We start from the raw sequence: 16,213 nt of genomic DNA, 5'->3' as shown, positions 1-16,213 counted from the left end.
TAATTATTGGGTTTGTTTGAGATGGTCAAATACACTTTTATCACCAATATCATCGGCGGGCTTTTGTGTAAATTTCCGAGCCGCAAAAATGATGAATAAAACGCTCCACAGACTGAACCCAATTTGGGCAACTTCTAGAGGTAAAAGCTGGGTTAGATGACCGAGTAACAGGAATGGCACCAAAGGCGTCAGAAGCATTGTTTCCAAACGCCGAAAACAAAAGCCTTCCTTAAAGAAAATTCCCGTTAAGGCCGCAAAAAGAAAACCAATGCCCCACAGGGTTTGGGGTTGATCTAAAACGGTGACAAATAGCGGTTCGGGAAAAATTAGACCAAAGGCGATCGCCGCCCCACAGCCCACGAGCCAAAAGCCCTGGAGCAGTCGGTGTAGGGGAATCAGATAAATATGAATCTTGGCTAAACTGAGACCCAGACCACCACAAAAACCGATAAATAGCCTAGAAATCACTTCTTGCGCCCAACCCTGATCCCCAAAAGTAAGGGCGAAAACAGTGCCGAGGCTGAATGTCCCAGCGGCGATCGCCAACCCCAGACGATAAAGAAAAACTTCCTGGCGATCGGCAGCGGTGATCGTAAATTCGCCATAGTAACCTGTGTAAACTTCCGGGGTTTGGGGTGATAAAGAAGCATCAGACATCGTTATTTCCAGTCATCCATTTCCAAAACAGCTACGTTTATCGTTTCAAATTATTCAGCTCTGCTTGGAGAGATTCTACTTCCCGCCGGAGCCGTTCCGCTTCGTCCATGGCGTCGGTGTTTTCAGGTTCGTCATCGTCAAGGATTTCAATGCGGCGCGGCTCTTTGGTCTCGCTGTTGGAGCTTGTTGTCGTTTCTGGGCTTTGAGGCACCCGCTGTTGGGCCTGCTTGACCATTTCATTGACAAATTTTTTGGCCTCTTCGGCGTTCATCTCCCCTTTTTGTACCATTTCATCGGCGATGACCTGGGCCTGTTCGCGCAGATCATGGATCGTTGCCCCTGCTTTTTCGGCAGCGAGGGAAGCGGCCCCGACCCCAAGGTAAAAAGCTTTTTGTACTAAATCACTGAAGCCTGCCATAGTCTAAAGTCCTTTGTCATCAAGCGTGCTGTTTTAAGCATAGTCGATAAATTTGAGGCTTGGGCTGGGGGCGATCACCTGTCCCCATAGCGAAGAGCAATATTCCGGAGCATCCTTTGGGGAGAAATAGCGAAACGTTGATCTTCTTGCAAGGAATCGGTTACAAACAGTAACAACAAGCAGTACATCTTTGAGGAAAAACCCTTGCCCCATTCCATTGTGACTGACGTTTGCGAAGGCATCGCGGATTGTGTCGAAGCTTGCCCTGTGGCTTGTATCCATGATGGCCCCGGTAAAAATGCCAAAGGTACCGATTGGTACTGGATTGATTTTGATGTATGCATCGATTGCGGCATTTGTATTCAGGTTTGTCCCGTCGAAGGGGCGATTATCCCAGAAGAAAATGCCACGTTACAGCGTACTCCCTAATTTTTGGGACTTGATCTAGATCGTTTTGAAATGTGACAAATCCCCGCAGCAGGGGATTTTTATTAGCTGTATTAAATCTCTATTACCTTGAGCCAAGAGTCTTGATAAAGCTTTGAATGTCAGCGGCGTTTAACCCATTGAGGTGAATGGTTTGTTGGGGTTGGCGAAAATGGCGGGGTAGCGATCGCCGATAGGTGGGATCATAATGCGCTTCGAGGATCGCCTCAACAAATTCTGGCCATTGTTGAGCATCAATTAAGTTGTACCAGGCTTGGATTTTGCCCTTGCCATATTTGGGTACGAGCTGACTGAGCAATTGTTTCAGGGTCGCTGGATGTTCGATGAGGTGGGGATATTCCGCGATGAGTAGCTTGACCCGTTCGGCCATCGGTAAAACCACTTCCACCACAGGCGATCGCCGCATATTTTCCCAGAGGGGTTTCGGCACATGGATTTTGCCAATGGTCTTACTTTCTGACTCCACCCAAATCGGTCGCCTGGGATCAAAGGCTTGGAGCTGGGCCACCAGTTGCGACTCAAACCACTTTTGCGCAGGCTGTTGCTGGGGCGTTTCTTGCCACATTTGTCCTAACAGAGATCCCCGGTGGGCGGCGAGGGCTTCTAAATCTAAAACCTGAAACTGTGCTGCCTGCAATGCTTGGAGTAATTTGGTTTTGGCGCTGCCTGTATAGCCGCAGAGTACCCGCAAAGACAGGGTCGTTCCGAGATGGGAGAGGGCTTGGCGCACATACTGGCGATAGGTTTTGTAGCCCCCGGTCAAGAGAGTTGTCTGCCAACCGATTTGGCTGAGTACCGTCGCGAAACTGTGGGAACGCTGGCCGCCCCGCCAACAGTAAATAAGGGGGTGGAATTCCTTGGGTCTTTCTAAAAAATGCGTTTCTAAATGATGGCCAATATTTTTAGATACGAGGGCGGCCCCAATTTTACGGGCTTCAAAGGGCGATCGCTGGGTGTAGATGGTGCCCACCAAGGCCCGCTCTTCGTTGCTGAGTACCGGAAAGTTGACGGCACCGGGAATATGATCCTCGGCAAATTCCGCTGGCGATCGCACATCGATAATGTCTGTGTAGGGTTGAAAATTCTGATCCCAAGGATTTGTCGTGCTGTGAATCGGAGGAGCCATCGCCACCTAACTTTACGTTGTGAATCAAGCCTTCACCATAACAAAAAGACAGCCACGGGGCTGCCTTGGGGGTTTAGGTTTTAGCACAAGTCTAGGGAGATCTAGAACAGGGGAGATAGGGGCGCGCTAAAGAAGATTGCGGCGAGGGCAAAGGCGACACCACCGGCTAACAACACATTGTTATAGAACCAACCAATTTCTTTTTCTTGGCCAAAGAGGTTTTCTTCTTGACCCGCCGAGAAGAAGAGAGACCAAGCTTGGGTCGCGGAAATGGTGGCGTTGCTGAAGTCCTTACGGAAAATAACGGGGGTGAAGAGATTTTCAGGTTTGTAATTAAAGTTGGTAACCATAAAATTGCCTGTTTTGTTTGTCTACATTGACAATCTTAACATAAGTTTACGAAATATTGCAAATTGTTACAAAAGCATTGACTTTTGCTTGAGCCTTCAAAAATTAATTTCTTAGCCAGTTGGGTTCAAGATAATTACACACAGAACAGGGCTGGAGGGCATCAAGGATTTGTTGACCGTAGGCGCGGTGGTTGATGCGGTTGTCGAGAATGGCGATCACACTTTGCTCTTGGTGGAGGGGATAGGTAGCCCGTTGCATTTCCTGGAGAGCTGTGGGGAGTAGGTACAGGCGAAACCAATCTTGGCGTTTTTGTTTGTATTGGGCGACGCGGGCTGCCACCAGGGGATTTTCTAGGGACGGGAGAGGGAGGGTGGCGATCGCCATTAGTTGAGGTAACGGGAAGCCCACGGATTGACCATAGAACAAGGGATCCGTAAGCCGTCGCCAAAAAGCCCAACCACAGATCAAAATGCTATCGGCCTGGGGATTTGCTGTTTCTACCTTGACCCGCGACCCAAACTCAGCAGCAAGGGCCGCCCCCATCTGTGCCTGGAGGGGCACGTCGTTAATCAATAAAACAATGGGACGCTTCTGGTGGGGGTGGCGGCGAATTAGATGACGCAGTTGGTGCAATAGTTCCCCTTGGAATTCTGGGGTATTGGGTAAGGGAAGGCGCTGTTCTGGCAGATAAACGCGCACTTGATCCTGTTGACGGGGGGGCGCAAAGTCTACGCAAGTAAGCTGGTCTGGGTTGAGGCCAATTTGTGTACAAAAGCTGGGGGCTTCTCGTTGGGGTTCGAGAAAGCTTCCAATCAATAAAGTCGGCTGCCGTTGCCAGAGGGGTGCAAGGCTTTGGTTAAGGGTCTGGGGAGCTACTTGGAGAGAAAATCGGCCGTCCCGTTGGTGGAGGTGCGCCCAGCAGAGAGGTGACTGGTGACGGTGTTGCCAGGTAGCCGCAAAGGTACGCCAAGCTGCGGGGAGGTGGGGGAGTTGAAAACAGGTGGCCAAACGGCGTTGATTGTCTGGGTCGAGGGGATAGCAATGGTAGGGATTCGGCGATCGCCGCAGTAGTTGCGCTTTTAGTTGGTCGTACTGGCTCTGAATAAAATCCTGCTGGCCGGGGTTTTGTTGCTTGAGCATTTCCCAATCGGCAAGTTGTAGTTGGCAACGGTAAAAATCTTGGGCCCACTGCCATAGCTCATCGACAGGATTAAGAATTGTGGTTACAGGGGTCGGGGGGCGATCGCCAGTCATTCTTCCGAACCATTGGGGAGGGGTTAAAAGCGTAATGGCGCTGGGGTGGGGTTGACTTCCAGATTCAAGGGTGACAATGGGGCGCTCGGTTGCCAGTAAGCGTTGCAGTCGCGGGATTTCCTCCGCTTGGAGCCAAGCCAACAATAGCTGGGGGACGACGATGGTGACAGGCTCTGAGGTTAAGAGGGCAGGGGTCAGATAGCTGAGGGCATAGTCTTCGATGCCGGTTCTGGTTTGAATCAGAGCAGAGCGACCTAAACGTAATCCCCGCGCCACCAACCGGGCCAGGGTTAAATGGTGGGGCCAGGGGCTAATATCTTGCTCACGGGCGATCGCCACCAGGATTTGGTGTACCTGTGCTTCCATCATGGCGTCACTTTTCCCATTAACACAACAACCCAGAATTTCCTAAGCAAGAATTGATCCCCCCGCAAAAACGCTTTCTAGCCTATCAGAACCCTATTGCAGCGGTAGTGATGGGTCTGGTATATCCATGGATATGGATCAAAAAACCCACTTACGACAAACCTTTAAACAACGGCGGCGATCGCTGTTTGAATCAACTTGGCAACAGGCCAATGCCGCCATCTGTCAGCAACTCCAGGACAGCCTGCTCTGGCGAAATTCCACAACAGTTTTGGGCTACCTATCCCACCACCGAGAGCCCTGTTTACAAGCCTTACTGAGTGCTCCTAAAACCTGGGGATTACCCCGCTGTGTCGGGGACGATCTCGCTTGGCACCATTACCAAATGGGCGATCGCCTGATACCGGGCAAATTTGGCATCCGCGAACCGGAAGCCACGGCTCCTTTAATCGATCTGACAACCATTGATCTAGTGCTAGTACCAGCCCTTGCCTGTAGTCAAACGGGCGATCGCCTCGGCTACGGCGCTGGATTTTATGATCGATTTTTTGCCACCCTACCCCAACCCGTCACCACAGTGGGTATTGTGTTTGAATGTTGCTTTGTGCCAACCCTGCCCAACGATCCCTGGGACGTGCCCTTAGACTATGTTTGTACAGAAAAACGACTGATTAAAATTGCCCAGGAGCTTTCCCAATGACCAGCGTTATTTTCAAATCTTTGCTGTATTTTGTGCTGGCGGGGCTGTTTGAAATTGGTGGCGGTTATCTCGTCTGGCTCTGGCTTAGGGAAGGAAAAAGTTTACCCGTCGCCCTTTTGGGCTGGCTACTGCTGATGATTTACGGCGTGATTCCGACCCTGCAACCGGCTCACTTTGGTCGGGTCTATGCGGCTTACAGCGGTATTTTTATTGTCTTGTCGTTGCTGTGGGGCTGGCGTATCGACCAAGTTCGTCCCGATAACTACGATTGGCTGGGCTGTGGTTTGGCGATCGCCGGGGTTTTGGTCATGATGTATGCTCCCCGCAGTTAAGCGCCGTTAGGATTTTTCACCCATGACTTTTGCGAACCTATTAAAAAGCCCCCCAACCAGCTAGGGATTGAGGAGCCAGGTGCTAGGCGATCGCCAAATGATTAGTTAGCGGTTTCTTCGCCTTCAGCGGGAGCTTCTTCGGTGGCTTCACCTTCAGCGGGAACTTCTTCTTCAGTTACTTCACCGTCAACGGGAGCTTCCTCGGTAACTTCACCGTCAACGGGAGCTTCTTCGGTAACTTCACCTTCAGCGGGAACTTCTTCGGTGGTGGTTTCATCGGTGGGTGCAGTGGTCTCAGGGCCGCAAGCACCTAAGAAGCCAAGGCTCATAACAGAGGCGATCGCCACCAAGAGAAAACGTTTGATGTACATAGTATAAATACTCCTTAATCTAAATTAAGACCAAGTTAAAACAGCTACTAATTATAGCGACGGAAAATTGTCCTTGAGTAGCCGTTAAGCCAAGAACCATAAAGGTTTGAACAAAAGCAAAGCCGATCATCAGAAAGGCTAATCAAAACACTATTGCTTTTCTTGTTTTTTCCGCCTAAAGGATCATGATCTTTTGAGCTAACCTAAGCTAAAGCTTTAACAAACGTTTTAGTGCACCGAATCCAATTCTTTTGCTATTAATTCTCAACAAAAATTATTGATAAGTAAAACTACTTATTCCCACCAGCCCCGAAGCCCAGAAATTAAGATCAAGAGTCAGTGCTGTTTAGGGTTTTGCAAAAAATCTTGATTGCTCTGGGCAAAAATGATGTAAGCCTCTCAAATTGGCTCGGATATTGCCAATATTTTGATCGTAAATTTAAAGAGAATGATTGATGTTCCAATGCAGCTATTTTCACCAAGGTGATGCTACATTCTAAATAATGGCCACGATTTTCTTAAAATAGAAATTCGAGAAAAATGATTGGATTATTATTGGGACTAAGTGCTTTCTTTTTGGTTACAACCTATGTCACAACTCAATTTGCTGTGATTTATGGCTACTGGGGGTTCAACTCCCTTGTTCAGCTTAGTCAACAAGTAATATTTTGGGTCGGGGTTCTCTTCGTGGTTTGGTGCTTTGCAGAAGATTAACCTTAAACTCACGATTACATTTTATTTAACTATCTCCTTTATCCTGGGCGAAGCTTCGATTATCTCTTAACCAAAATTATCTTTGTCAGCAATTATTATTGGCCCAACGTTTGACTTTTGTAAGCCCATGGACGCTGCGGAAAAAATTTGCCATTCTTTCCTCCGGGGTCAGGTGATTCCCCGCTATTCTCAGGATATTTGGCAGGTGGAACGGGGCGTGTTGCAGCTCCGGAGCCACACCCCCGAAGGAGCAGTGACGGTGTTGGGTTGGCTCCAAAAAGGAAGTTTTTGGGGATCATTTATGACCAAACTCGAAGGGATTGAGGCGATCGCCCTTGTGGACAGTCGTCTGGTGCGCCACTCTGCCAAAGCCGTAAAACAGTCTCCCAGCCTTCAGCAGGAATTACTCCAACAAACCCTCCAGCGCCTCCGTCAAGCCGAATATCTCTTGGCGATCGCCGGTCTCAAACGCATTGAAGACCGCTTAATTTCTTTGCTGCTGCTCCTCAAGGACGAAATGGGCAAATCAGAAGCAACCATCACCCGACTCCGTTATCGTTTCACGCACCAGCACCTCGCCGATACCATTGGGACGACCCGCGTCACTGTCACCCGACTTTTTAAGGAATTTCAACAGCAAGGCTGGCTAAAAATTGATGGCGATCGCCACATTTTGTTATTAGATAATCCCCAAGGCGATCGCCTCCCCCTGCCTCGACTTTAGCGACTTGCCCTAACCTGAACATTGTTGACGCCACATCACATCGCCAATTTCTCCGCCTCCCGTGCGGGAACCCCTCTCCACATTAAAGTAATGATCATAGGAGCCAAACCCTGAAATTACCGCATACTCTGATTTCACGTCCCCATAGGTCGGCATTAAGCGACCATCGAAAAAGTAAATGGGAAAGCTAGGGGGATCTGTCGGCGTTGTACTGTTTTGCAAAATGAGATTAGCTCTGGGATAGCCCACCGAAATCGAATATTCAAATCGGGCCACCTCTCCCCGCTGCTGATGGTTAATAACGCCAATGTAGGGGACAGTCACAAAGCCTTGGGCTGGCTCAAAGCGCAATGACACTTGGGGATTGCCAATGGCTTGAAAGGTCACATTGCCGTTGCGACAAGCTTGGGCATTGTTACCCAGTTGAAGCGTATCCCCAGGCTCAGGGTTAAACAAATCAGGCCGATTACCAGGGGGCACCCGCACCGGTTCCGGCGATGCCGCCACAGATCCAATGGCGCCAATGGCATCAATATCTGGGCCACCATAGGGACTACCACTCGTTCGCCAGTCGGGATAATCACGTAAGCGCACGAAGCGATATTGGGCACCAGGGGGCAAATCATTAAACCTCGCTAAATCCACAGAACGGGTAGCGCCTTGAATACGCCCCAACTCGTACCATTGCTGTCCATCTGTAGAAATCGCCACGTTGGTGGCCTCTACCGCTGGCCCCACTTCAAAAATGTAAAGATCTGGCCCTGGCACGTCCACCAGGCGATTATTGACAAACTCCACAATCAACGCAGAAGAATTCATTTCATCTGAGGCATTACCGAGGGATACGTGGTTACCATCTGGAATGCCTAGGGCGCGGGAGCTGTCACGATATTCACCACTGACATTGGTGGCCTCGTTGTATTCCAAGCTCACGACTCGATCTGCAAAGGAGCTGGCCCCCTGGGGAAAATCAATCCCTTGGTAAACTTCGGCTTTCACGGAAATGGCGAGGGGAAGGCTCAAAAATAAGGCACTGCTAAGGCAGATCTTGACAGATGATGGTATCGAACTTTGGTTTTTGGTTGGGACATCCATAGTGGCAATAAGACGGGCACACCACTTCAGTATAGTGAAATAATTCGCCACTACAATCCGCCAAAACTCGGAAAATAACAATAGTAATAGTTAGCGGTATTTTTACTGTTGTTGAAATATTTTTTGTGGTCAAAGGAGACAAATTTCAATTAAACAGTATTAATCGCTGGGGACTGGAAATCTAATGTTTAATTGGCCGTTGATTTGCTTAGAAATACGGGGGATCAATAGGTAATGTCAGTTTCAATGGTTACTTCTAGGGTCTCTTCATCGACCGTAATAAACAGGCGGTTCGGCTGACAACAGACTTGGCAATCTTCGATATAACTTTGGGAAAAACCACCACTGAGATCCACAAAAGTAATGCTTTCTTCGCCGCAATAGGCACAAAAATAGTTTGCTGTATTTTCCATAATGAATTACCCGCTTAGTTTGTTTTTCTGTCACTAAATGTTTCTCAATATTTTCTGGGGGAGCACCTCAAGTTTTATGAAGGCTAAGGGAGGGGATTTCGTCTCCTAAGACACAATAAAAGTAGTTAGATACTGTATATGGGACGTAGGAAAGATGGTCATGTTTCAGCAGCGATCGCCAAAGACAGGATTAGCAGAGAACTGCGCGGCAGACCAGCCCCGGGACCGAATTTTAAAGGCGGCACTACAGTTATTCGCCCAAAAGGGATACGAAAAAACCACAACGAAGGAATTAGCCGCCAAGGCCCAGGTGGCAGAGGGAACTTTGTTTCGTCACTTTAGCAACAAAAAAACCATCCTCGTGGAAGTGGCAACCCTCGGCTGGATGGATCTCCTCACGGATTTTTTAACGGAAATGAGTGAGATGGGCAGCTACAAGGCGATCGCCCAGGTGATGCGCCACCGGATGCTGAATATGCACAAAAATAAAAATCTGCTCAAGGTTTGTTTCATCGAAACCCAGGCCCACCCAGAACTCCAGGAAAAAATCCAGGCAGAAGTGATCGATAAAATGACAGGCATTGCAGAGGCGTTTTTCGAGTCGGCCATGGAAAAAGGCATTTACCGGAAAATGAACCCCCACATTGTCGCCCAGGTCTTTTTGGGGATGTTTGCGATCGCCGGCTTTTCTGACGTGACCATCGCTGACCCCCACGCCACCCCAGAGTCACTCCGGGAAATGGCAGAAGGCATCGCCGACATTTTTCTCCATGGGGTCTTGGCTTAGAACCCAAAGCAAGGGGCGCATCCCAATAAGAACACGCCCACCCTTAAACATTGTCAATTTACAGCACTCTATTTGTAAGCTTTGACGCACTCTTCCACGATGGGCGCAACGGCATCAATATCTTTCCAGCCTAAAATTTCCACTTCTTTTTTCTCCAGGTTCTTGTAGGAGGCAAAGAATTCGGCAATTTCATCTAGGCGGTGCTGGGAGATCTGTTTGATGGATTTAATGTCGTTGTAACGGGGATCTTCAGCGGGAACACAGAGAATTTTTTCGTCGCGATCGCCACCGTCGATCATTTCCAGCATCCCAATGGGGCGGGCAGCGATGACACAACCAGGGAAGGTCGGCTCGTCCATAATCACCATCCCATCGAGGGGATCGCCATCATCGGCGAGGGTATTGGGCACGAAGCCATAGTCGTAGGGATATTTCACCGAAGAAAAGAGCACCCGGTCGAGGGCAAAGGCATTCATATCCTTATCGAACTCATACTTGTTTTTGCTGCCGCCGGGGATTTCGATCAAAACATTAATCAAACCAGCTTTCGGTTGGGCAGGAATCCGAGATAAATCCACGGGTAATTTCTCCAAATATATCCAGAACAAAGGGTTGAGGCGGCCCTGAAACACTCTAAAAAAGTGCGAGGCGATCGCCCTCAAGCATTCTACACAGAAGCGGTTCCTTTACCCGCAGGATTATTCCAATAACACAGAGGAGGTGAGATCCGGTGCGAGGTTCTGGACAGGTTGGTCGGAGTAATACCCAATAATCAATAGGGGAATGGTCAAGGTCAAAAGGGCGATCGCTGTACCAAGCAGATCAGACCATCGGGGGGAAGGGTCGGCAGGTTTGCCGGGAGAGCCACTGGAGTCCATAGGTGTCAGGGCCTGCTAACACAATCGTTAGGAAGCCAATGTTTTAAAAAACTAAAAAATTAAGTGGTTAAAGAAGGTGCTGTTATTCTAACTAACAATTGGCCCAGAACTGTGTTGGGTTTGACGATTTTCGCTACCCTTAAGATTTCTTTAACCGTCGGGGTCTTTTCATCACAGGCTATTGGGACGAATTCAAGGCTTGTTCTGCCAGCAAAAAATCAACAAATTGGCGGGCTGTCCGGCCGGAACGACCATTATGGCGAGTGGCCCATTGCTTCGCTTGAAAATCCAGATCAGCCGGAGCCAAATTTAAACTAGCTCTTTGGGCTAAATGGTGGACGATTTCTAAATAGGTGGCCTGATTAGCTGGGGCAAAGGTCAGGGTCAACCCAAAGCGATCGCTAAAGGATAATTTCTCTTGAACCGTATCCCAGTGATGAATTTCTTCTGCTTGGCTGGGTCGGGGCCGTTCCTCAAAGAATTCCCGCACCAGATGACGGCGATTGGAAGTGGCATAAACCACAACATTACTTGCCTTGGCCCGGATACTGCCTTCGAGCACCACCTTGAGGGACTTAAACACTTCATCATCCTCTTCAAAGGACAGATCATCAACGAAGATAATGAATTTTTGGGGTTGTTGCCGGAGGATCTCCACAATTTGCGGTAAATCTCCCAGACCTGTTTTGTCCACTTCAATTAGTCTGAGGCCCTGGTCATAGTAGGCCCCTAACAAGGCTTTTACCAGGGAAGATTTACCAGAACCGCGACTCCCGTACAAAAGCACATTCAACGCCGGTAAACCTTGAAGTAAAGCTTCGGTATTACGGATTAAGGCAGTTTTTGGCTCAGGGTAGCCCACAATATCGGCGAGGGGGAGCCATTCGGGATCAAGGACGGGTTGCAAACTTCCTTCAGCCCAGCGGAACGCACCATATTGGCTAAACTGGCCTGCGCCATGGCGATGGTAATAACCAGCCAACTGCTCTAGGGAGTCGGGCCAAGCGTCGTGGGAATGGAGAAAAGCAGAATCTTTGATGGGCGATCGCCGCCAAGGGGTGAGGGTTGTGGCGACCTGGGTCGCAACGGTGACCCAATAGCGGACGGTTTCGGGTTCGCACGAATACACTTGGTGCAAAATCGTCAGGTCATGGCGTACCGCTTCCTGGAGGGAACGGCTCATTTCCCCTAGGGATTTCACCTGGGCCTGACGACTAAAGGGATTATCGTCCTGGAGAATGCGCCCCACAAGCCAATCTTGCCAACTCACATCGGCGATCGCCAAAGCTTGAAACCAGCGCCCATAGCGTCGCAAGCACTGAATACTGGCCGTTGACCCGGAGGATTGGGCTGCTTGATCTGAATATAAGCTTTCTAACAACGCCAAAAAGGTCTGACCAACTGGATCCGCAAACACCCCCTGAAAAATCAGTAAAGATGCAATTTGCGGATAAAGTAGCCTGGTGGAAATTGTGTTTGAAGCGGGAGCAACCATAAAAATATCTGCCGATGTAATGGGCTAGAAGAATCCAGATGAACTGTGCTGATAGCGCTATACCATTCTGCTAAGAATTTACCGCATTGGGGAAATGGCGGTATTGTATTCCTCAGCATCCTTTACATTTTCTCAATCTGGATCAGATGGCATATTGGCTTTTTCAAGGGAACCCCCGCTATCATCGTGTACTTGATGCCATCCGTGAACAAACGGAAATGCCCTGGCTTGTGACCCGCTACAAAAACAAAATTCAAGTCGGTGATGGCGTTTTAATTTGGATGGCCGGTGAAGCTGCCGGCATTTATGCGATCGCCGAAATCATTAGTCTCCCCACAGTTATTTCCCCCAAAGACATTCAAGACCTCGACTATTGGACGGATCCCAAGCGACTCCGAGCCGATAAACCCCGCAGTCAGATCCGCTTTATTCGCAAGCTCCTCGGTCAACCCCTACGCAAGATAGAATTGCGATTTGATGGCATCCTGCGCGATCTTGATGTTATCCACACGCCCAGCAGTACCAATTTCAAAATCACCCCCGAACAATGGCTGCGGGTGCATCAACTGAAAGGGTGATCTCCCCTAACTTCCCCAAAAACCTCCGTTAAAATAAAACTCTGCTGTGCACCTTTCTTCACCATGACCTCGACCCAAAGTAAAATGCCCCCAACCGAGTCCCCAGATCCCATGCGGGAGATTCCCGATGAAGCAGAAATGTCCTTTTTCGATCACCTCGAAGAACTCCGCTGGCGCATTTTTTATTCGCTGATTTCCGTTGTTGTCGGTTGGGTCGGTTGTTTCTTTTTTGTCAAACCCATCGTCCAGATCTTAGAAGCGCCTGCTGCTGGGGTGAAATTCATCCAGGTGGCCCCCGGCGAATTTTTCTTTCTCTCGTTTAAGGTGGCGGGCTACACCGGCGCTTTACTGGCGAGTCCTTTTATCCTGTACCAAATTATTCAGTTTGTTTTGCCGGGGCTAACCAGGGGAGAACGGCGTCTCCTCGCTCCCGTTGTCTTGGGGTCTGGTGTGCTGTTTTTTGCGGGCTTGGCCTTTGCCTACGTTGCTTTGATTCCAGCGGCTCTGAATTTTTTCATTACCTATGGTGCTGATGTCGTAGAGGCGGCCTGGTCTATTGAACGGTATTTTGAGTTGGTGCTGGGTCTGATGTTTTTTACGGGGCTAGCGTTTCAGGTGCCTGTGGTGCAAATGATCTTGTCTTGGTTGGGGATTGTTTCTTCGAGCCTGATGCTCAAGGGTTGGCGCTTTGTCGTTCTGGGGGCAGTGGTGCTCGGCGCGGTGATTACGCCCTCGACAGATCCGATGACCCAATCACTCTTGGCTGGGGCCGTCCTGGGCTTATATTTTGGCGGCATTGGCATTGTGAAACTTTCAGGACGCTAGGGGCTTGGCGATCGCCTGCAGTACAGCGGCCATTAATTCGGGGCGACCAAAGGGTTTACGGAGAAAAGAATCGGGCTGTGGCACAGAATATTCTGGTAAGGCATCGGCACTGATCAAAATAAACGGAATTTTTTCGGTGGATTGATCATGGCGCAATTGACCAAAAATTTCTTGGCCATCGAGACAGGGCAAGCGAAAGTCACAAATAATCACGTCTGGTGTTAGTCGCCGCGCTAAACTAACCCCCAGGGCACCATTTCCTACGCCCGTCACTGCATAGCCTTCAACGATTAAAGAAATCACCAAGCTACCTCGTAGATCAGATTCGTCTTCGATCACTAAAATTTTCGGAATCATGATGTGTCACCAAGGGAAACAATGATTTTTGAGGAGAAAATTCAAGACTCTTTAGTGAGCCTAAATCAGGAAAAAATACGACGGATCTCAATAGTCAATAAAAGTTGTAATAGGTCGGTCTGGCTGAGAAAAAATACGATTGCTCAAGAGAAATTTGGCAGAAACAGCTACGACAGAAAAAGTAATTTTGCAGCATTGACCTAACTTGCTTACGCTACTGATCATAGAGGCGACCTTGCCTGGAAAAAATAAACCCTAATGAACATTTAAGGTTTCCCGGAAGCAAACTTAATGAATTTTGCTTTTTTTAACTTGCCTGTGGTTTTGTAACTAATTTTCTAAAAAAATATTGCGATTTGCTGAGAGTTGCATCGAAATCAGAGTTTATTTTTAGGTATTTTGTCTTACTGCCTGAAATGATCAATTAAAAATATTTTTAGCTTGTTTGATCTCTGTGATCGGGCGCTATCTTGAAGTCAAACAAAATTCGAGCTAATTTTCACGTTCGTTTTCACTAGGGGATTTTTAATTTATGACTTTGACAGCGGCAGCCGTAATTGAATATTTGGGCCTAGAACCCCATCTGGAAGGGGGCTATTTTCGGGAAACTTACCGCTCAACACTCTCTATGGCCACCGAAAGACCGGGAGGCGATCGCCAATTGTTAACCTCGATTTACTATCTGCTCAGTCAATCGCGGCCCATGGACTATCTGCACCGCAACCAATCGCCGATCATGCATTATTTCCACGGCGGTGCGGCGATCACCTACCATACCCTTTCTCCGGAAGGCCAGTGGCAGACCACGAAGCTCGGCTTTGACTTAGCGGCGGGAGAAGTGCCCCAACTCCTGGTACCAGGGGGTTACTGGAAAACGGCCATTTTAGAAGCGGGCGAATTTGGTCTTTTGGGGGAAGCGGTGGCCCCAGGATTTGATTACCAAGATTTGGAAGTTGCCCAGGGGTCAGTGCTCCAAGAACTGTATCCGGAGCATTGGCCGCAACTCAAGGATTATATTCATCCGAGCCATTAACTAAAGGAAATCATTGCCTCGTTTTGGCGATCGCCCAGGGAAACCCGTTACACTTTGGCTAACGGATCGGCAACCGAGGGAAACACAATGGCAATTTGGGATTTCGGTCGCTTTATGCAGACCCTCATTCAGTTCGATGTTATGCCGGGGAGTCAACTGATTAAGCCTTGGTTGGGTCAAGAAAACGTGGCAGCGGATAATGAAACATTTGGAGGCAGCGCCCAGATGGGAAAAATTTTAGTGGTGGGTGGCGATCGCCCAGAAAATCAAACCCTTGTGCAGGCCCTTTCGGCTCGCGGCTATCAAACCCATTGGACGCAAGATGCTGATGAATCTCGAAATGGGGCGGCCATGCTTATTCTTTGTGCTGATCTCGCCGCCACAACCAGAGACTCCCTCCTCACCCAGGTGAGTCAAGATCCCCAATGGCGATCGCCCCAGTGGGAACTGTTTAATTTTCGCCAAGCGACCCCTGCCCTCGCCCAACTGTGGGGGGCAGTAGACGACGTGGTGATGGGAGGTGTTAGCCAAAGTCAATTGCGGTTAACCCCGACTGGGGCGCTATTTACAGGTAATGTCTCCACCGATAACAATGGCGGTTTTGCGTCGGTACGCACCAAAAGTTTGGCAAATCCCTGGGATCTATCTAAATATGCGGGGTTCCGGCTCCGGGTAAAGGGCGATGGCCAACGCTACAAATTTATTGCCCGCTGCGAAAACCGTTGGGACGGCATTGGCTATAGTTATTCCTTTGAGACCACCGCAGATCAGTGGTTGAGCGTGGATATTCCGTTTAGCGAACTTGTGCCTGTTTTTCGGGCCAAATCCGTACCGCAAATGGGGCAATTTCAAGCTGACCGGGTCTATGCGTTGCAGTTGATGCTCAGTAAGTTTGAATATGATGGGCAACTCAATCCCAGCTTTCAGCCGGGGTTATTCCAACTAGCCATCGAGGCGATCGCCGTTTATGGTGGTGAACCTTTCCCCCAAATTATTGCCCTGAGTCAAACCACCGCCCCCCAGGAAGCGCTCCAGGAAACGGGGCTCCCCTATTGTCTAATCCATTGTCCCCAGGGTTTTACCGCAGAAAATTTGCAAACTGTGATCAATGTCATTGGCGATCGCCAAGCCGTTAACCAAATTATTACCTGTGCAGCGTCACAGTAACCAACAACTGGCCACCCATGGCAAAGAATTGCGGGGTATCCGGTTAGATATTTAGCATAAACAAGTAAGATCGAAAGCATAAATACTTTGGCTGCCTTAATCCTGTCCCCTTAAACGCTGGTTTC

General features: G+C 49.0%; 21 protein-coding genes. 9 read left to right on the top strand and 12 right to left on the bottom strand.

The window, feature by feature from the left end:
* Window positions 1-3: 3 nt before the first annotated feature.
* Together AACQ84_RS06335 and AACQ84_RS06330 are read right to left on the bottom strand one after the other, a co-directional pair.
* Window positions 4-657, bottom strand: coding sequence for a DUF2301 domain-containing membrane protein (locus AACQ84_RS06335; RefSeq protein WP_012306862.1), 654 nt, complete (start codon window positions 655-657; stop codon window positions 4-6).
* A gap of 37 nt (window positions 658-694) precedes the next feature.
* The gene (locus AACQ84_RS06330; RefSeq protein ID WP_012306861.1) at window positions 695-1,075 is read right to left on the bottom strand and encodes a phasin family protein; all 381 of its coding nucleotides are present in this window, start codon (window positions 1,073-1,075) and stop codon (window positions 695-697) included.
* Between the two features lie 204 nt (window positions 1,076-1,279).
* On the opposite strand from AACQ84_RS06330, the gene AACQ84_RS06325 reads away from it, so the two are divergent.
* The gene (locus AACQ84_RS06325) at window positions 1,280-1,504 is read left to right on the top strand and encodes an indolepyruvate ferredoxin oxidoreductase subunit alpha (protein WP_012306860.1); all 225 of its coding nucleotides are present in this window, start codon (window positions 1,280-1,282) and stop codon (window positions 1,502-1,504) included.
* 82 nt (window positions 1,505-1,586) lie between these two features.
* On the opposite strand, the gene mnmH is transcribed toward AACQ84_RS06325, so the two are convergent.
* From mnmH to AACQ84_RS06310, 3 genes are all read right to left on the bottom strand, one after another.
* The gene (gene mnmH / locus AACQ84_RS06320) at window positions 1,587-2,648 is read right to left on the bottom strand and encodes a tRNA 2-selenouridine(34) synthase MnmH (RefSeq protein ID WP_012306859.1); all 1,062 of its coding nucleotides are present in this window, start codon (window positions 2,646-2,648) and stop codon (window positions 1,587-1,589) included.
* Between the two features lie 101 nt (window positions 2,649-2,749).
* Window positions 2,750-2,998 carry a hypothetical protein gene (locus AACQ84_RS06315; protein ID WP_012306858.1) on the bottom strand — a complete coding sequence of 83 codons (249 nt, stop codon included), beginning with the start codon at window positions 2,996-2,998 and terminating at the stop codon, window positions 2,750-2,752.
* A 103-nt stretch (window positions 2,999-3,101) separates the two neighbouring features.
* Window positions 3,102-4,622, bottom strand: a complete 1,521-nt coding sequence (locus AACQ84_RS06310; RefSeq protein WP_041443448.1) for a helicase C-terminal domain-containing protein — start codon at window positions 4,620-4,622, stop codon at window positions 3,102-3,104.
* A 124-nt stretch (window positions 4,623-4,746) separates the two neighbouring features.
* Here AACQ84_RS06310 and AACQ84_RS06305 point away from each other — a divergent pair, with 124 nt between their 5' ends.
* Together AACQ84_RS06305 and AACQ84_RS06300 are read left to right on the top strand one after the other, a co-directional pair.
* Complete coding sequence (locus AACQ84_RS06305) at window positions 4,747-5,319, top strand: 5-formyltetrahydrofolate cyclo-ligase (RefSeq protein WP_234991415.1); 573 nt, start codon at window positions 4,747-4,749, stop codon at window positions 5,317-5,319.
* A complete protein-coding gene (locus tag AACQ84_RS06300) occupies window positions 5,316-5,651 on the top strand; it encodes a YnfA family protein (RefSeq protein WP_012306855.1) in 336 nt (111 codons plus the stop codon). Before AACQ84_RS06305 ends, AACQ84_RS06300 begins: the two co-directional genes overlap by 4 nt.
* 101 nt (window positions 5,652-5,752) lie before the next feature.
* Here AACQ84_RS06300 and AACQ84_RS06295 read toward each other — a convergent pair whose 3' ends face one another.
* Window positions 5,753-6,022: a hypothetical protein gene (locus tag AACQ84_RS06295; RefSeq protein WP_012306854.1), complete on the bottom strand. Its 270-nt coding sequence runs from the start codon at window positions 6,020-6,022 to the stop codon at window positions 5,753-5,755.
* Window positions 6,023-6,863: 841 nt separating this feature from the next.
* Here AACQ84_RS06295 and AACQ84_RS06290 point away from each other — a divergent pair.
* Window positions 6,864-7,460 carry a Crp/Fnr family transcriptional regulator gene (locus tag AACQ84_RS06290; protein WP_012306853.1) on the top strand — a complete coding sequence of 199 codons (597 nt, stop codon included), beginning with the start codon at window positions 6,864-6,866 and terminating at the stop codon, window positions 7,458-7,460.
* 9 nt (window positions 7,461-7,469) lie between these two features.
* On the opposite strand, the gene AACQ84_RS06285 is transcribed toward AACQ84_RS06290, so the two are convergent.
* The gene (locus AACQ84_RS06285; protein WP_086459461.1) at window positions 7,470-8,483 is read right to left on the bottom strand and encodes a hypothetical protein; all 1,014 of its coding nucleotides are present in this window, start codon (window positions 8,481-8,483) and stop codon (window positions 7,470-7,472) included.
* Window positions 8,484-8,779: 296 nt separating this feature from the next.
* Window positions 8,780-8,968, bottom strand: coding sequence for a CPXCG motif-containing cysteine-rich protein (locus AACQ84_RS06280; RefSeq protein WP_012306851.1), 189 nt, complete (start codon window positions 8,966-8,968; stop codon window positions 8,780-8,782).
* A gap of 160 nt (window positions 8,969-9,128) precedes the next feature.
* Here AACQ84_RS06280 and AACQ84_RS06275 point away from each other — a divergent pair, with 160 nt between their 5' ends.
* Window positions 9,129-9,755: a TetR/AcrR family transcriptional regulator gene (locus tag AACQ84_RS06275; RefSeq protein ID WP_012306850.1), complete on the top strand. Its 627-nt coding sequence runs from the start codon at window positions 9,129-9,131 to the stop codon at window positions 9,753-9,755.
* Window positions 9,756-9,823: 68 nt separating this feature from the next.
* On the opposite strand, the gene AACQ84_RS06270 is transcribed toward AACQ84_RS06275, so the two are convergent.
* The 3 genes from AACQ84_RS06270 to AACQ84_RS06260 all read right to left on the bottom strand — a co-directional run bounded on the left by AACQ84_RS06270 (window position 9,824) and on the right by AACQ84_RS06260 (window position 12,128).
* Entirely contained in the window at window positions 9,824-10,333 is a 510-nt protein-coding gene (locus AACQ84_RS06270; protein WP_012306849.1) for an inorganic diphosphatase, read from the bottom strand.
* Between the two features lie 120 nt (window positions 10,334-10,453).
* Window positions 10,454-10,633 (bottom strand): hypothetical protein, encoded by a 180-nt coding sequence (locus AACQ84_RS06265; RefSeq protein ID WP_041443447.1) that lies wholly within the window; start codon window positions 10,631-10,633, stop codon window positions 10,454-10,456.
* A 178-nt stretch (window positions 10,634-10,811) separates the two neighbouring features.
* Window positions 10,812-12,128, bottom strand: a complete 1,317-nt coding sequence (locus AACQ84_RS06260; RefSeq protein WP_012306848.1) for an ATP-binding protein — start codon at window positions 12,126-12,128, stop codon at window positions 10,812-10,814.
* Window positions 12,129-12,274: 146 nt separating this feature from the next.
* Between AACQ84_RS06260 and AACQ84_RS06255 the strand changes: the two genes are divergently transcribed.
* Window positions 12,275-12,706 carry an EVE domain-containing protein gene (locus AACQ84_RS06255; RefSeq protein WP_012306847.1) on the top strand — a complete coding sequence of 144 codons (432 nt, stop codon included), beginning with the start codon at window positions 12,275-12,277 and terminating at the stop codon, window positions 12,704-12,706.
* 63 nt (window positions 12,707-12,769) lie between these two features.
* Window positions 12,770-13,531, top strand: a complete 762-nt coding sequence (gene tatC, locus AACQ84_RS06250; protein WP_012306846.1) for a twin-arginine translocase subunit TatC — start codon at window positions 12,770-12,772, stop codon at window positions 13,529-13,531.
* On the opposite strand, the gene AACQ84_RS06245 is transcribed toward tatC, so the two are convergent.
* Entirely contained in the window at window positions 13,520-13,888 is a 369-nt protein-coding gene (locus AACQ84_RS06245) for a response regulator (RefSeq protein ID WP_012306845.1), read from the bottom strand. The two genes, tatC and AACQ84_RS06245, sit on opposite strands and share 12 nt — an antisense overlap.
* 532 nt (window positions 13,889-14,420) lie before the next feature.
* Between AACQ84_RS06245 and AACQ84_RS06240 the strand changes: the two genes are divergently transcribed.
* Window positions 14,421-14,921, top strand: a complete 501-nt coding sequence (locus AACQ84_RS06240) for a cupin domain-containing protein (RefSeq protein ID WP_012306844.1) — start codon at window positions 14,421-14,423, stop codon at window positions 14,919-14,921.
* An 87-nt stretch (window positions 14,922-15,008) separates the two neighbouring features.
* A complete protein-coding gene (locus tag AACQ84_RS06235; protein ID WP_012306843.1) occupies window positions 15,009-16,088 on the top strand; it encodes a CIA30 family protein in 1,080 nt (359 codons plus the stop codon).
* The last annotated feature ends 125 nt before the right edge of the window (window positions 16,089-16,213 follow it).

The organism is Picosynechococcus sp. PCC 7002, assembly GCF_963860125.1.
Taxonomy (GTDB): domain Bacteria; phylum Cyanobacteriota; class Cyanobacteriia; order Cyanobacteriales; family MRBY01; genus MRBY01.
Note: the sequence above shows the minus strand (reverse complement) of the source record. Positions and strands in the feature narration are given on the sequence as shown.

Coding starts and splice junctions, on each gene's coding strand:
- AACQ84_RS06335 (WP_012306862.1), bottom strand. CDS start 657: ATGTCTGATGCTTCTTTATCACCCCAAACCCCGGAAGTTTACACAGGT.
- AACQ84_RS06330 (WP_012306861.1), bottom strand. CDS start 1,075: ATGGCAGGCTTCAGTGATTTAGTACAAAAAGCTTTTTACCTTGGGGTC.
- mnmH (WP_012306859.1), bottom strand. CDS start 2,648: ATGGCTCCTCCGATTCACAGCACGACAAATCCTTGGGATCAGAATTTT.
- AACQ84_RS06315 (WP_012306858.1), bottom strand. CDS start 2,998: ATGGTTACCAACTTTAATTACAAACCTGAAAATCTCTTCACCCCCGTT.
- AACQ84_RS06310 (WP_041443448.1), bottom strand. CDS start 4,622: ATGATGGAAGCACAGGTACACCAAATCCTGGTGGCGATCGCCCGTGAG.
- AACQ84_RS06305 (WP_234991415.1), top strand. CDS start 4,747: ATGGATATGGATCAAAAAACCCACTTACGACAAACCTTTAAACAACGG.
- AACQ84_RS06300 (WP_012306855.1), top strand. CDS start 5,316: ATGACCAGCGTTATTTTCAAATCTTTGCTGTATTTTGTGCTGGCGGGG.
- AACQ84_RS06295 (WP_012306854.1), bottom strand. CDS start 6,022: ATGTACATCAAACGTTTTCTCTTGGTGGCGATCGCCTCTGTTATGAGC.
- AACQ84_RS06290 (WP_012306853.1), top strand. CDS start 6,864: ATGGACGCTGCGGAAAAAATTTGCCATTCTTTCCTCCGGGGTCAGGTG.
- AACQ84_RS06280 (WP_012306851.1), bottom strand. CDS start 8,968: ATGGAAAATACAGCAAACTATTTTTGTGCCTATTGCGGCGAAGAAAGC.
- AACQ84_RS06275 (WP_012306850.1), top strand. CDS start 9,129: ATGTTTCAGCAGCGATCGCCAAAGACAGGATTAGCAGAGAACTGCGCG.
- AACQ84_RS06265 (WP_041443447.1), bottom strand. CDS start 10,633: ATGGACTCCAGTGGCTCTCCCGGCAAACCTGCCGACCCTTCCCCCCGA.
- AACQ84_RS06260 (WP_012306848.1), bottom strand. CDS start 12,128: ATGGTTGCTCCCGCTTCAAACACAATTTCCACCAGGCTACTTTATCCG.
- AACQ84_RS06255 (WP_012306847.1), top strand. CDS start 12,275: ATGGCATATTGGCTTTTTCAAGGGAACCCCCGCTATCATCGTGTACTT.
- tatC (WP_012306846.1), top strand. CDS start 12,770: ATGACCTCGACCCAAAGTAAAATGCCCCCAACCGAGTCCCCAGATCCC.
- AACQ84_RS06245 (WP_012306845.1), bottom strand. CDS start 13,888: ATGATTCCGAAAATTTTAGTGATCGAAGACGAATCTGATCTACGAGGT.
- AACQ84_RS06240 (WP_012306844.1), top strand. CDS start 14,421: ATGACTTTGACAGCGGCAGCCGTAATTGAATATTTGGGCCTAGAACCC.
- AACQ84_RS06235 (WP_012306843.1), top strand. CDS start 15,009: ATGGCAATTTGGGATTTCGGTCGCTTTATGCAGACCCTCATTCAGTTC.